We start from the raw sequence: 13,974 nt of genomic DNA, 5'->3' as shown, positions 1-13,974 counted from the left end.
CGCGCCGGGCGCTCCGCTCAGAGGCCGCCGACCGCCGGCACCGGCTGGGGCTTCCCGGCGTGGATGATCGCGCACCGGACGGTTGTCGACGCCGTCGGCGCGCTCGCCCTCCCGCCGCCGAGGACGAGCGTGGCGAAGATGTTGCGCGCGGCCGTGTCGACCTCCGCGGCGCCGCGCGGCGGGACAGGGTTCCCGCTGGCGTCGAACACCGTCACCGCCTGCACGACGCCGCGGGCGATCTCGCCCTCCGGGAAGGACATCATCACCGCGATGCGGACGTAGGCCGACGCCCCCTCGACGATCCCGAAGCTGTGCGGCTTCTTGGCGAAGGCGCCGCAGAAGCCGCTCGTGCCCATGCCGCCGTTCGGGCCGTAGTTCGCCGACGCCCACTGCCCGACGTTGACAGTGAGCCCGCTATCGCCCGACCCCTGCGCGTACTGGACGCACTGGGCGAGCGCGGGATCCCACATCGATCCCGTCGGGCACTGCCCCACCTTGGCGCAGGCCTGACCGGTCCACACCTCGTCGCGCGCGCACGTCTGCGAGAGCGGGACGCACGCGGCGGTCGGCCCGTCGACGACGAGCTCCTGGCCGGGCGGGCACCCGAGCTTCTGCCCGGCGCCGACGGCGACCCCGATGTTGCTCGCCACCTGCTCGCGCGACACGCAGTAGCCCGTGCTCTGGTCGATCTCGTCGCCCGGCCTGCAGCGGTCGGGGGCGCACCCGCCGGCTTCGTAGTGGCGACCCACGCCGCAGTAGGCGTTCGCCGCCTGGGGCGTGAGGCACTGGCCCGCGACCGCGAGGTAGCCCTTCAGGCAGCGGCAGCGGTTCTGGGTGGTGTCGAAGCCGGCGCCGTCGCTGCACGACGAGATCGAGCAGCGGCAGCTACTGCCCTGGCAGATCTTGAGGAAGCAGGAGTTCTCCGGGCACCCGACGAGGACCGCGGGCGCGAGCGCGAGGAGCGCGAGCGATATCGCGGTGGGGGCGACGCCAAACGAGCCGGGCCGCATGGGGCGACCCTACTCCATCCGGTCGGGCCGGGGAACTTCGCGGCGCGCCGCGCGGCCGTGCACGCACACGCGGCGCGCGCGGCGCGACTGCGGCGGCGGGCGTGCGGCCGGCGTACCACCGGACGGGGTGCTGTGGTACGGGGTGTCGCCGCCCGCGCGGAGATCCCGCCGCGCCGGCCCACGTGAAGCCATGCTGCCCATCTACATCGAAGGTTCGCCCGAGTTCGAGTCCACCCTGTCTGCCCTCCGCGCCCGCGGCACGGGCGATCTCGCGAACGTCACGCCCGCGGTGACCGAGATCATCGACAACGTGCGGCGCGGGGGCACGGCCGCCGTGCTCCGCTACATCGAGAAGTTCGAGCGGCGGACGCCGAAGGCGCTCGTCCGCCACGCGGGCCCGGAAGCGGAGGGCGGCTTCGGCGGGGCCGAGGCGCTCGCCCGGCTCCCGCCCGACGTCCGCGCCGCCCTCGAGACAGCGGCCGCGAGGATCGCCCGGTACCATGAGCGGCAGCGCGACGCGGGCGACCTCGGGCCGGCGGACGCAGCGCAGGGCGGGCCCGCGCTGCAGGCCGGCTTCAGCTACGAGGAGGAGGGCGTCCTCCTCGGCATGCGCGTGCGCCCCCTGCGTCGCGTCGGCGTCTACGCGCCGGGCGGCAAGGCCCGCTACCCCTCGAGCGTGCTGATGTCGGCGATCCCCGCGCGCATCGCCGGCGTGCGCGAGATCGTCCTCGCGAGCCCGTCGGCGGACGACGCCACGCTGGCCGCGGCGCACCTCTCTGGCGTGACGGCCCTGCTCGACTCGGGCGGCGCGCAGGCGATCGCGGCCATGGCCTACGGCCTGCCGGAGCTCGCGGCGGTCGACAAGATCGTCGGGCCCGGCAACGCGTATGTCGCCTGCGCGAAGCGGCTCGTCTTCGGTGACGTGTCGATCGACGGCATCACCGGGCCGAGCGAGATCCTGGCGCTCGCCGACGACTCCGCGGATCCGCGGCTCGTCGCTGCCGACCTGCTCTCGCAAGCCGAGCACGACGAGGCGTCCTACGCGCTGCTCGCGACGACCTCGGCCAAGCTGGCCGAGGCGGTCGCGCGCGAGCTCGACGCCGCGCTCCCCGAGCTCACGCGGCGCGCGATCGTGGAGCAGTCGCTCTCCCTGCACGCCGCGGCGCTGGTGGTCGGCTCGCGCGCTCGCCTCGCCGAGATCGCCGATCAGCTCGGGGTCGAGCACGTGGCGTTCCACGTGGCCGACGCCGAGGGGCTGTTCTCGGAGATCGGCACGCTCGGCGCCGCGCTGCTCGGCAGCCTCACCCCGGTCGCCGCGGGCGACTACCTGGCGGGCCCCTCGCACGTGCTCCCGACCGGCAACTCGGCCCGCTTCGGATCGCCGCTCGGCGTGTACGACTTCGTGACCCGCACGAGCCTCATCCGTTACTCCGGCGCGGCGCTGCGCGCGCAGGGCCCGCTCATCGAGAAGCTGGCGCTGGCCGAGGGCCTCCAGGCGCACGCCCGCGCCGTGACGCTCCGCCTCGCGAGCGCGGCGCTCGATCCGGCGAAGCGCGACCCCTCGAAGGCCTGACGGCCGCTGGCCGCCGACGACCCTGGCCGCCCCGTCGATCGCGCCGCGCCCTCCGGAGCGCGGCGATCGACGGGGTGACGGCCGACGGCTCGGACGCGCGCCCTGCTCTCCCTGCGCGCCCTCCATTCATCGCGGCGACGAGCGCGCGAGCGCCTGCACGCTGAGGTGGAGGTGCGCCGTTCGCGCCGGCCACGCCGCCGGCCTCACGAGGCGCCGCGCGGACCCACGACGCCCGCGCGGCCTCTCGGCGCCCTGCGCTCAGCTCGGCTTCACTCGACGCGCAGGTAGCCTGCGTTGATCAGCTTCAGCACGGACTGCGCGGTCTCCAGATCCGTCGCGGGGCTCTTGTTGAGGACCATCGCGAGGTGCCCGTGGTTGAAGACGACCTGGAGGACGTCCAGATCGACGGGCGAGAGATCGCGGAGCAGCGGCTTGAGCGGCTGGGGGATGACCAGGCGCGCCGACAGGTCCGGGAGCTGGTGCCGGATATTGTTCAGCTCGTCGATCTGCCGGAGCCCCTCCATGAGGAGCTCCTGCACCGTCGCGCTGATCTCGCCGGTCATGACCCGTTCCTCGGCCGGCTCCAGGTCGAACGTCCCGCCGGCCCACGTGAGGATCCGGTAGACGCTCTTGAGCGGCGGGACGTCGGTCAGATCGTTGATCGTCGCAAAGGTCACGATGCCCTTGCGCAGGTAGATCTTGCCGACGTCGTCGTCGGAACGGACGACGAGGACTCCGCTCTTCTTCGATGTGCCGAAGAGCTGAAGCAGATCGGGGAGCGGGATCTCGTCGATCGACCCGGACATCGACCGGGTCTGACCGCTCCTGAGCGAGGGCTCGTCCATGCGGCGGCGCGCCGGGGGCGCGCCGGGATCGGTGGAGACGACCTTGAGGATGCTGGTGCCGATGAGCACCCGATCGCCCTCCTTCAGGGTCGTCTTCTTGATCTTCTCGCCGTTGACGAACGTGCCGTTCGTCGAGCCGAGGTCCTCGATCACGATCTGCTGATCGGTACAGGCAATCCGGGCATGGCGCCGGGAGACCATGTCCTCGACGAGGACCATGTCGAGGTCGCTGGAGCGACCCACGACGATCTCCTGCTGCTCCCCGAGGGGAAATTCGCCGCCTTGATACTTCCCGGAGATGAAGCGCAACGCCAGTTGCCGCGTTGCCGACACCTTGGGAGCGTGGTTATCCATCGCAGGGAGTAAAAACCTTCGAGCGCTACGCGAGCGCCAGCAGGGGGCAAAGTCTAGTTTCACCGAGCAAAGGTGGTCAAGAGATCCGGTCTGTTCTTTCAAATGAGTTCGGCCGACCGGGTTAACGCAATGCGCCGACCGCCCTCCTCCAGTCCAGCCCAGAGCCCACCGCCGCCCGCCCTCGGGCTGGCCGGATGCATCCAATCCGCGGGGAAACCGGCGGTTAGCAGCGGCTGAGCCCGCTGGCTCCCACGTCCCGGGCCCTCCGCGGCGGGCGCCCTCCGCCACCGAGATCGCGGCCGCTCGGTTCATGGCCCTTGCTTTCGGCCCCGGCATGTTGAACGGCCTCGGCGTGAACTCCGAAGCGACGCAACGCACCCTCGCCGCAGGCGATCCGCTGGGCACGCACCGCGTGCTCGATCCCCCCGGGGCCCTCCCGCAGCCGGCAGAGCGGCTGGACGCCGACGCCTCGCGCCACTTCGAGACCGAGATCGTCGTCGACGTGGAGACGCTGAACATCGACGCCGCGAGCTTCCGCCAGATGGAGGAGGCCTCCGGCGGCGATCCGGACGGCGTGACGCGCCTCGTCCTCGAGACGGTGGCGCGCCGGGGCAAGCAACACAACCCGGTCACCGGCTCGGGCGGCATGCTGCTCGGCGTCGTGCGCCGCGTCGGATCGCTCGCGGAGCACCGCGGCGTCGCCGTCGGCGACCGCATCGCGACGCTCGCGTCGCTCTCGCTCACGCCGCTCTCGCTCCGCCGCATCGTCGCCGTGCGCCCCGCGTCCGCGCAGCTCGACGTCGAGGGCACCGCGATCGTCTTCGCGTCGGCGCCGATCGCGCGGATGCCGAGCGACATGCCCGAGCGGCTCGCCCTCGCGCTGCTCGACGTCGCCGGCGCGGCCCCCCAGGTGGCGCGCCTCGCCGGCCCGCGCGACAGCATCGTGGTGCTCGGCGCGGGAGGGAAGTCCGGCCTCCTGTGCGCGGCCGAGGCGCGGCGCTGCGTCGGCCGGTCCGGCCGCGTGATCGGCGTCGAGGCGTCGCCGGAGTTCGCCGCCGACCTGCGCGCGCTCGCGATCTGCGACCACGTCGCCGTCGTCGACGCGCGCGACCCCATCGCGGTGCGCGACGCCGTGCTGCCGTTCACGGGCGACGCGGGCGCCGACCTCACGCTGTCGTGCGTGAACGTCGCCGGGGTGGAGCTCAGCGCGATCGTCGTGACGCGCGATCGCGGCAAGACGTACTTCTTCGCGATGAGCACGAGCTTCACCGCCGCCGCGCTCGGGGCCGAGGGCATCGGCAAGGACGTCGACCTCTACATCGGCAACGGATACGCGCACGGCCACGCCGAGCACACGCTGGCGCTCGTGCGCGAGCACCCCGCGCTCGAGCGCCTCATGGCGTCACGCTACGGATGAGCACGCCGCGCGGTGCTGGCAGGCCGCGCGCCGCGGCGCCGCGGCGCCGGCTGGGGCGCGCTCGCCGGCGTCACCCGGCCCGCTCCTGAGGAGCCGACTCCGCCGCGGGCGCCGCCCCGGCCGCGGGCGCGGCGGCGCCGAGCTTGTCGACCGCGGCGGGGAGGATCACGGCGAAGGTGCTCCCCTTCCCTTCGTAGGAGCGCACCTCGATCCGGCCGCCCGCGCTCTGCGCGATGCGCTGGCTGATCGACAGCCCGAGCCCCGTCCCCTTGTCCTTCGTGGTGAAGAACGGCAGGAAGATGTTCGCGAGCACCTTCTGGGAGATGCCCGGCCCGTTGTCGGTGACGTTGAGCTCGACGAACGGCTCGTCCGAGCCGGAGCCGGGCCGCGTGCCTCGACCGAACCGGACCCGCGTGGAGATCACCACCTTGCCCCGGCCCTTCATCGCCTGGACCGCGTTGCGGAACAGGTTCATCAGCACCTGCCGGAGCTGCTCGGGATCGATGGCGACCCGGGGGAGATCGGGATCCAGCGTGACCTCGACCTCGAGGTGGTCGTTGCGGCGCTCGATCGAGAGCACCTGCAGCGTGCGGCGCACGACCGCGTTCACGTCGGTCGGCACGACCGAGCCCTGGGCCGGCCGCGCGAGGTCGAGCACCGAGCCCACGACCCGGTCGAGCCGGTCGACCTCCTCGAGGATGATCCCGATGAACTCGCGCGAGGACGGATCGATCTCCGCCTCCGGCACGGGATCGGCGAGGAGCTGCGCCGCGCCCTTGATCGCGCCGAGCGGGTTCCTGATCTCGTGCGCGAGCCCGGCCGCCATCTGGCCGAGGAGCGCGAGCCTGTCACGCTCCTTCATCTGCGCGTAGAGGCGCGAGTTCTCGAGGACGACGCCGATCTGGGCGGCGAGCGTCTCGAGCAGCGTCAGCTCCTCGGGCGAGAACGCGTCGCGCACGCGCGAGTCCGCCACGACGAGGAGCCCGATGGGCTCGCCCTGCTCGTCGCGCGCGCAGAGCACGACGCCCGAGCAGAGGCTGCCGAGCACCTCGGCCGCCGCGAGCACCGCGTCCTCCGGGACCTGCGGCCGCACCTCCGTCCGCCGCGCGAAGTTGCCGTCAACCTCGGCGTCGCTGTGGCTGCGGCGCGCGCGCCGCTCGCGGGCCTCGCGCTCGAGCTCCTCCATCGCGAGCGGCCCGCGCTCGAGGCGATCGAGCATCGCCCTCGCGGTCGCCACCTCGATCCGCTCGGGGACCCGCGGCCCGAGCGAGGCGAGCCGGTCGAAGCCGGTCCCGTCCTGATCGCGCAGGTAGAGCGCCGCCCCGGTGACCCGGCGCGACTGCTCGAGCGCGCTCATCACGATCGATCCCATCTCCTCGACCTCGAGCGTGTGCACGAGGCGCCGCCGCGCCTCCGCGAGCGAGCGATCGAGATCGAACCGCTCCCGCAAGAAGAGGCGCTGGATCTGCTCCTCGACGCGCTCGCGCAGCGGATCGAACAGCACCAGGATCACGATCGCGGCGAGCACGGCGTTCAGGTACATCGTGTTGAAGCCGCCGATGAACGTGAGCAGCAGATAGAAGATCAGCGCGATCAAGAACGCGACCGCCGTGGCGACGAGCAGGCGCGCGAGCATCTCGTAGGCGTCGAGGAGCCGCTCGTGCCGGAGCGCCTGGGCGAGGACGAACAGGAAGACGATCGAGAGCGCCGCGCCGACCGGCGGCGGCTCCGCGCCGAGGAACCAGGCGAAGTCGGCGACGCTGGCGAGCCCCGCGAGCGCGCCGATCACAACGAGGAACCGCACGCGCCGCTGCGTCGCGCGCGAGGAGCTCCGCTTGCCGCGCTCGCCGAGCGTGTACAGCCCCGCGGTGAGCAGCGCGAAGACGTAGGTGAAGATGCAGCCGCGCGTGAGCCAGTCGAGCCACGAGCCAGGCTCCCGGCTCACCAGCACGAGGACGAACAGCGGGATGACGAGCACCCCCGCGAACCGGAGCAGCCGCGAGCGCCGGTCCCCGTCGTGGGGGATCATCGCCTCGAAGAGCTGCAGCGCGAACTGCGGGAGCAGCACGGCGAGGATCGCCGTGAAGCGCTCCCAGATCGAGGCCTGGAAGAAGCCGAAGAGCGACTGGGACAGGTACCAGAGCCCGACGTCGGCGGCGAACGCGGCGAAGAACAGGTGGACGCGCCGGACGCGGCCCCGGAGCAGCGTCGAGGCCGCGATCGCGAGGGCCAGGGCCCCGCAGACCAGGGTCGTCCGTGTGCGGAGATCGAACCCGAGCGGCGCCACGCGCGAAGGCTACCGCAGGGCGCCGGGCGGCAGCCGCAAAACGCCCCAGGGCGACCGGCCGCGCGGCGCAGGGGCGCGGCCGCGCGGCGCAGGGGCACGGCCGCGCTGGCCCGGCCCCCGGCTCAGCGCGTCCCGTCGCTGTCGGATGGCGTCTTGTCGTGGCTGTCGGTGCGGCCCGGGGGGCACCAGGGGAGCGGATCCGGCTCCGAGTCGTCGCGCTCCCGCGACCGCACGTAGCTCGTCGCGGGCCACCGCTCGTCGGCGGACGGCAACGCCACGTCGCGCTGCCGGAGCGACCCGGGCGTGACGACATCGATGACGGGCAGGCCGACGTCACCGTCCAGGTCGTCGGACCTGCCGGAGGCCTCGTCGGAGATCATCGGGTCGAGATCGCTCCACGGTTCCACGCCCTGCTCATCGTGCTCTGCGGGCGCGATCGCGCACCCCACAATCAGCAGCAGAGGCGCCGCGAGGCCCCCGAACAGCCAACTCGTCCAGCAACCTCGCATCAGCTCAATCCTCCGAAGTCCCGCCAAAGCCATACTGTTTGACAAGCTGGGAAAGCCGCGGGCGCTTCATGCCCAGGAGCACGGCCGCGCGCGTGATATTCCCACGACTTTCGTCGAGCGCCCTAGCAATGCACTCGCGCTCGATCTCGCGCTTCATGTCGCTGAGGCTGACCCCTCCTCGGACATGCGCGTACGCGAGCTCCAGCGGCGTGCGTTCGGCGGGCATCGACGGTGGCTGAGACTCCGGCGCCGCCCGCTCCGGCCCTGACGCGTGGGGTGCGCTGCAAGGCTCGCTTGAATGGCTAGCAGCGTGCGTGCCAGCCCTCGATGTCAGCGGCGTGCTCGTCGGCTCCGCGGCGTCGAGGTCCCGCAGCCCCTCGACGTTCGTGGTGAAGTCTTCCAGCTCGATCACCTCGCCGTCCGCGAAGATCGCCGCAGCGCGCAACGCGTTCTCGAGCTCGCGCACGTTGCCCGGCCACGCGTGCCGCGACAGGGCCGCGATCGCCCTGGTGGAGAGGCGCTTCGGCGCCGCGCCGCGCTCGGCGGCGATCCGCTCCAGGATCGCCGCCGCGATCACGGGCAGGTCGCGCGGGCGCTGCCGGAGCGCGGGGACCTCCAGGACGACCTGCCGGAGGCGATAGTAGAGATCTTCCCGGAACTCGCCGCGCGCGACCATCGCGCGCAGGTCGCGGTGGGTGGCGCAGAGGATGCGGACGTTGGCGCGCAGCGGGGTGACACCGCCGACCCGCTCGAACGTCTTGTCCTGGAGGACGCGGAGCAGCGCGACCTGCGTGCGCGGCGAGATGTCCCCGATCTCGTCGAGGAAGAGCGTCCCGCCCTCGGCGAGCTCGAAGCGCCCGCGGCGGCGCGCCGCCGCGCCGGTGAACGACCCCTTCTCGTGCCCGAACAGCTCCGACAGGAGCAGCGTCTCGACCAGGGCGGCGCAGTTCACCTTGATCAGCGGGCCTCCCCGCCGCGCGCTCACCTCGTGGATCGCCTCGGCGACGAGCTCCTTGCCGGTGCCGCTCTCGCCGTGGATCAGCACGGTGGCGTCGCTCGCGCCGACCTTCTCGATCTGGTGGATGAGGCTGAGCAGCGCGGGCGTCGTCCCCACCATCCGCTTGAGCGCGGGGGCGACGGCGGACGGCCGCGGGGCGCGCAGAGAGGCCCGCGCGCACCCGGCGCACGCGAGCGAGCCGCAGAGCTCGCACCCCCTCGGCTCGGCCTCCGCGGCGCTGCGCGCGCACGCCTCCAGCCGCGTGAGCTCCGCGAAGCTCCGGCGCGAGAGGAACCGGCGCGAGATCTCGGGCGGGAGCGACTCGGCGATGCGATCGCGGAGCGCGAGCGCCGCGTCGAGGTGCGATCGCGGGGCCGCGGGCTCGTCCTCGAGCGCGTGCGGCGCCCGGTCCACGGACGACGCGTGGTGGAGCAGCACGTGCGCCTCCAGGGCGCGCTCGCGGTTGTGCGCCTGGCGCGACAGCGCGAGCGCCTCCGCGGCGGCCTGCCCGAACGGCTCCCCCGCGGCGCGGGCGCGCTGCGCCTCGAGGAGCGCGACCTCGGCGCGCAGCCAGTCGGAGCTCGCCTCGGCGCGCGCCCTCGTGATCATATGGGCCGCCTGCAGGAGGTCGCCGTCGTCCAGCGCGATGCGCGCGGCGATCGCGTAGCACTCGCCGAGCTTCGAGCCGGCGCCGTACGCGAACGCGGCGCTGAGCTCGGACCAGGCGTCGGCCGTGCGGCCGCACGCGAGGTGGATCTGCGCCGCGACGTACGCGACGTGCGTGATCCGCACGCCGGGGATGACGTGACCGCAGACCTTCCGCGCGAACGCGAGCGCCTGCTCGGCCTCCTCGATCAGCCCGAGCTGGAGCCGGATCTCGGCGAGGTTGGCGATGAGGTTCACGAGCGCGACCTTGTCGCCGATCTTCCGGAAGATATCGATCGAGCGCTCGAGGAGGCGCAGGGCCTCCGGGTACTCGTGCTTCAGGTGCGCGATGACCGCGAGGTTCGTGAGCGCGTAGCCGGTCGCGACGCGCTCGCCGCCCCGCTCGCCGTCCTCGAGCACCCCGGCGAGCATGGAGCGCGCCTCGTCGAGGCGGCCGCTCGAGAGCATCGCGATCGCGCGGTTCAGCCGGGCGCGCAGCTCGCTCACGTGCTCGCCCGCGCACGCCGCCTCCCACGCGTCGCCCGCGAAGTGCACCTCCGCCTCGGCCCAGGCCTGCTGCGCGAGGAGCAGCTTGCCCAGGATGTTGCGCGCCTGCAGGCGGGTCGCGATCTCGCTCGCGCCGGCGAGCCCCTCCTCCGCGTGCCCCCTGGCCGCCGCGAGGTCGCCCGTCTTGCAGCAGAGCTCCGCCATCTCCACGGCGCCGCGCGACCGCTCCGCGGGCGTCGCCGCGCGCGAGAGCGCCCGCGAGAGCACCATCGCGGCCGTCGTCAGGTCGCCGCGCGCGCTCGTCGCGCGGCCGTGCACGAGCAGCGCGGCGAACGACTCGCGCTCGCGCAGCGCCGCCGAGGAGAAGTCGATCGCGAACTCGACGTCGCCGAGCCGGAGCGCGAGCTCGGCGGCGCGGAGCAGCCGCTCGCCCGCGGCGGCGCGGTCGCCGGGGAGCGATCGCATCGAGCGCGCCCAGCGCTGCCAGAAATCGGCGCGCGCCGACGGCTCGCCGACCGCGGCGATCGCCTGCGTCGCCGCCGCCTCGGCGCGGTCGTCACAGCCCAGCGAGGCGAAGAGCTCGCTGGCGCGCGAGGCGCTCCACGGATCGGACGACTGCGCCTCGAGCGCCTCCGCGACCGCGAGCACGTCCTCGGGATCGGCGCCGGCCGGGTCGACGACCGCGCGGCGCGCCGCGACCCACCCGCGAGCGTCGACCTCGATCAGGCCGAGCGCGGAGAGCTCCTGGAGGGCGCCCTGGCGCGCCACGTCCCCGAGGCCTTGGTCCGCCCGCCGGCCCGCGATCACGCCGAGCTGCGCGGACGCCCAGGTCCGCTGGCTGAGCGCGAGGCGATCGAGCAGCCGCCTGGCCGCGCCGCTTGGCGGCTGGCGCGCGGGGCGCTGCTCGGGCGGCGCGGCGAGCACGGCGGAGCACCAGCCCTCGAGCGCGTCGAGCCGCTCGAGCCTCGCGGCGACCCGGCGCTCCGCGTCCGCGGCGGCCGCCTCCCAGAAGCGGTGCAGGTCGTCCGGCGAGGCGACGGCGTCGATCGTGAGCGCGCTCGTCCACGGCCGGATGGCCGCGTCGCTGCACACGATCACCAGCGCGGCGCTCGAGCCCCCCGCGATGAGGCGCGAGAGCTCCTCGAGCACGAGGCTCCCCCAGCTCGTCGGCTCCCCCTCGGAGACGAGCAGGATCGCGCCCTGCGCGGCGGAGCCGATGCCCTGCGCGGCCGCCGCCGGGTCCGCGGAGACGATGCCGCAGCGCAGCGCGAGGTCGCGCCAGGGATCCCGGTCCGCGGCGTGCGCGGCCGAGATCAGCGAGCGCCCCACGCCCCGCGCGCGACGCGCGAGGTGAGAGCAAACCGCGTCCAGGACCGACCGCTGTCCATGGACGTGGAGCACCCCACGGGACGCGGCGTCGAGGACACGCTCGTCGAGCGCCCGGAATCCTCCGGCGTCGCTCGTCGTTGCGGAAGAAACACTGGCTGCAGCGGCTGATCCCAAGGCACCAAAAGCGTACCTTCGCGCTGGACCTCGCATCAACGAGTCCCGCGATCGAACATCAATAAGTTATTGCCGCGCTAGTGAAAAATTACAGCGCGGCTACTTGCTTCCGTCCAGGGCCCGCTCGATGGCGTCGAACGCGTCGGGGGGCGCTTCGCCGAGGGCGCGGGCCAGCGGGAGCTGCGTCGCGGCGGCGGCGACGTAGAGGGGCACGAGGTGCGGCGCGAGCCGGCGGAGCGTCTCGAGGTGCCGCGCGACGCCGGCCGCGTCGCCGCGGCGCACCGGCCCGGTGAGCGCGTCGGGCACGCCGAGCACCTCGACGTTGTCCGCGACCGTGCGCAGCAGCGGGCCGAGCATCTCGGCGGCGGTCTTCCGATGGATGCCCGCGCGCTCGAGCAGGTCGACCCCGGCGGCGGCCAGCGCGGCGGCGCCGTTGGCGACGAGGCCCGCGGCGGCGTGGTAGGCGACGCGGTCGAGGCCGGGGAACGTGCGCGGGGCCATGCCGAGGCGCACCCCGAGCGAGCGCGCGACGCGCACGGCGCCGGGATCGCCGTCGACGTGGAGCTGGCCGCGATCGAGGAACGGCAGGAACGCGGGCGAGGCGAACGAGATCATCGGGTGCATCTGCGCGACCGAGACGCGGTCGCCGCGCACCGCCGCGAGCGCCTCCGGGCCGAGCGCGCCGGCGCAGTGCACCACCGCGACGTCCCTGTGGCCGACGAGCCCGCGGTCGCGCAGCGCCTCGGCGCAGGGCGCGATGTCGCGATCGCGCACGGCGAGGATCACGAGGTCGGCCTCGATGCGCTCCGCCGGCAGGCCATCCCGGGCGGGCCTGAGGGTGACCGGCAGCCCCGCGTCGCGGATCGCGCGCGAGAGCCCGCGGCCCACCTTGCCGCCGCCGTAGATGAACACCTCCAGAGGCGCGCCGTCATCGCGGTGCATCGGCGACGGGCGCGTGCTGTCCATTTCGTTCATGGGTTGCTCCCGTAGAGGCCGTGCGCGAGCGCGTAGTCCAGCACCGCGCTCGGCACGCGCTGGCGGACGGCCTCCAGATCGCCCGCGGCAAAGGCGCGGCGGACGTCGCTGCTCGAGATCTGCGGGAGCAGCACGTCGGCTGCGCGCAGGGCGGGCCGGGCGACGGCGGCCGCGTCGTCGGGGTGCGGCGCGACGGACGCGACGAAGCCGGAGCGGCCGAGGACGATCGGCGGCGCGATCTGCTCGATGCGATCGAAGCGGTGCCACCGCGGGAGATCGGGGAGCACGTCGGCGCCGACGAGCAGGCGCATCGCCCAGCCCGGGTGCGTCGCGGCGAGGTGCTCCAGCGTGCGCAACGTGAGGCTCTCGCCGCCCAGCTCGCGCTCGACCGTCGACACCGACACGCCAGGGAGCCAGCCGAGGGCGAGCTGGCACATCGCCAGGCGGTGCTCGAACGACGCGAGCTCCTTCGAGAACGGGTGGCGGTAGACGGGGACGACGAGCACCTCGTCGATGGGCGCGACGGAGATCGCGTAGGTGGCCGCGAGCACGTGCGCCACGTGCGGCGGGTTGAAGCTGCCGCCGAAGACGGCGACGCGCCGCGCCTCGGACGGGCGCGAGGGCGGCGCGCCCGCGCGCGCCTCAGCCGTGCGAGCCACCTTGAACCCTCAGCCTCGGGCCGGCCGCGGACGGTCCCACGATCTCGCGCGCGATCACCGCGCCTCTCGCGTTCATCACCTCGATCCGCACCCCGCCCTGCCCGTCGTCGAGGAGCGCCGTGCCGCCCTCGGAGCCGATCGGCCCAGGCGAGAAGAACGTCCGCGCGCCGACCTTCTTGATGAGCGGCTCCGAGCTCTTGCCGAACACGAGCAGGGACGCGGCCACGATGTCCTCCTCGTCGAGCGCCGCCTTGTCGAACACGAAGAGCGCGACGCGCCCGTCCAGGATCTCGATCGTGCGCTGGCCCGGAGGCAGGCTCGTCAGCACCCTGAGGCGCAGCCGCGCCCGCTCGGACGCCACGAAGGCGTCGATCGCCTCCGGCGTCGACGTCGCGCACCGCGCGGCCCGCTCGAACAGGGCGCCCTCGGTGGGGTTCGCGCCGACCAGGCTCTGCGCCCAGCCCTCGACGACCCGCTCGAGGGCGTCGTCGTCGGCGACGTAGATGATCCGCTCGGCGCGCCCTTCGTCGAGCAGGTGCTGCGCGCCACGAGCGAGCGCGGGCAGATCACCCTGTGCAGGGCCGAGGACGCCGAGGCGCATCGGCGACAGCATAGATCAGCGCCCCAACCCGGGGACACCTTCTCCGCTTCGCGCGATCGCGCGGCGCCTCCTTCCTCCATGGCGCGCGGGCG

General features: G+C 73.7%; 10 protein-coding genes. 2 read left to right on the top strand and 8 right to left on the bottom strand.

The window, feature by feature from the left end; translation table 11 throughout:
- Nucleotides 1-17: 17 nt before the first annotated feature.
- The gene (locus tag WMF42_RS11685; protein WP_437691938.1) at nt 18-1,010 is read right to left on the bottom strand and encodes a hypothetical protein; all 993 of its coding nucleotides are present in this window, start codon (nt 1,008-1,010) and stop codon (nt 18-20) included.
- 190 nt (nt 1,011-1,200) lie between these two features.
- On the opposite strand from WMF42_RS11685, the gene hisD reads away from it, so the two are divergent.
- Nucleotides 1,201-2,583, top strand: coding sequence for a histidinol dehydrogenase (gene hisD, locus WMF42_RS11680; protein WP_061610376.1), 1,383 nt, complete (start codon nt 1,201-1,203; stop codon nt 2,581-2,583).
- 269 nt (nt 2,584-2,852) lie between these two features.
- On the opposite strand, the gene WMF42_RS11675 is transcribed toward hisD, so the two are convergent.
- On the bottom strand, nt 2,853-3,782 hold the full coding sequence (locus WMF42_RS11675; RefSeq protein ID WP_061610377.1) for a DUF4388 domain-containing protein: 930 nt from the start codon (nt 3,780-3,782) through the stop codon (nt 2,853-2,855).
- 310 nt (nt 3,783-4,092) lie between these two features.
- Here WMF42_RS11675 and WMF42_RS11670 point away from each other — a divergent pair, with 310 nt between their 5' ends.
- Nucleotides 4,093-5,199: an L-erythro-3,5-diaminohexanoate dehydrogenase gene (locus WMF42_RS11670; RefSeq protein WP_233562022.1), complete on the top strand. Its 1,107-nt coding sequence runs from the start codon at nt 4,093-4,095 to the stop codon at nt 5,197-5,199.
- 70 nt (nt 5,200-5,269) lie between these two features.
- Here the strand turns inward: WMF42_RS11670 and WMF42_RS11665 are convergent, their stop codons facing one another.
- From WMF42_RS11665 to WMF42_RS11640, 6 genes are all read right to left on the bottom strand, one after another.
- Nucleotides 5,270-7,486, bottom strand: coding sequence for an ATP-binding protein (locus WMF42_RS11665; RefSeq protein WP_061610379.1), 2,217 nt, complete (start codon nt 7,484-7,486; stop codon nt 5,270-5,272).
- 122 nt (nt 7,487-7,608) lie between these two features.
- On the bottom strand, nt 7,609-7,893 hold the full coding sequence (locus WMF42_RS11660) for a hypothetical protein (protein ID WP_155798838.1): 285 nt from the start codon (nt 7,891-7,893) through the stop codon (nt 7,609-7,611).
- 106 nt (nt 7,894-7,999) lie between these two features.
- The gene (locus tag WMF42_RS11655; protein WP_437691937.1) at nt 8,000-11,473 is read right to left on the bottom strand and encodes a sigma 54-interacting transcriptional regulator; all 3,474 of its coding nucleotides are present in this window, start codon (nt 11,471-11,473) and stop codon (nt 8,000-8,002) included.
- A 273-nt stretch (nt 11,474-11,746) separates the two neighbouring features.
- Nucleotides 11,747-12,622, bottom strand: coding sequence for a DUF2520 domain-containing protein (locus tag WMF42_RS11650; RefSeq protein WP_437691936.1), 876 nt, complete (start codon nt 12,620-12,622; stop codon nt 11,747-11,749).
- Entirely contained in the window at nt 12,619-13,281 is a 663-nt protein-coding gene (nadD, locus tag WMF42_RS11645) for a nicotinate (nicotinamide) nucleotide adenylyltransferase (RefSeq protein WP_061611431.1), read from the bottom strand. The genes WMF42_RS11650 and nadD overlap by 4 nt, the downstream gene beginning before the upstream one ends.
- Nucleotides 13,265-13,882 carry a hypothetical protein gene (locus tag WMF42_RS11640; protein ID WP_437691935.1) on the bottom strand — a complete coding sequence of 206 codons (618 nt, stop codon included), beginning with the start codon at nt 13,880-13,882 and terminating at the stop codon, nt 13,265-13,267. The genes nadD and WMF42_RS11640 overlap by 17 nt, the downstream gene beginning before the upstream one ends.
- Nucleotides 13,883-13,974: the final 92 nt, after the last annotated feature.

Source organism: Sorangium sp. So ce176 (assembly GCF_051519835.1).
Lineage (GTDB): Bacteria > Myxococcota_A > Polyangia > Polyangiales > Polyangiaceae > Sorangium > Sorangium cellulosum_G.
This window is presented reverse-complemented; position numbering and strand designations above follow the sequence as displayed.

Bases quoted from the DNA above. Each gene is read 5' to 3' on its own strand.
- WMF42_RS11675 (WP_061610377.1), bottom strand. From the start codon at position 3,782: ATGGATAACCACGCTCCCAAGGTGTCGGCAACGCGGCAACTGGCGTTG.
- hisD (WP_061610376.1), top strand. From the start codon at position 1,201: ATGCTGCCCATCTACATCGAAGGTTCGCCCGAGTTCGAGTCCACCCTG.
- WMF42_RS11685 (WP_437691938.1), bottom strand. From the start codon at position 1,010: ATGCGGCCCGGCTCGTTTGGCGTCGCCCCCACCGCGATATCGCTCGCG.
- WMF42_RS11650 (WP_437691936.1), bottom strand. From the start codon at position 12,622: ATGAACGAAATGGACAGCACGCGCCCGTCGCCGATGCACCGCGATGAC.
- WMF42_RS11670 (WP_233562022.1), top strand. From the start codon at position 4,093: ATGGCCCTTGCTTTCGGCCCCGGCATGTTGAACGGCCTCGGCGTGAAC.
- WMF42_RS11640 (WP_437691935.1), bottom strand. From the start codon at position 13,882: ATGCGCCTCGGCGTCCTCGGCCCTGCACAGGGTGATCTGCCCGCGCTC.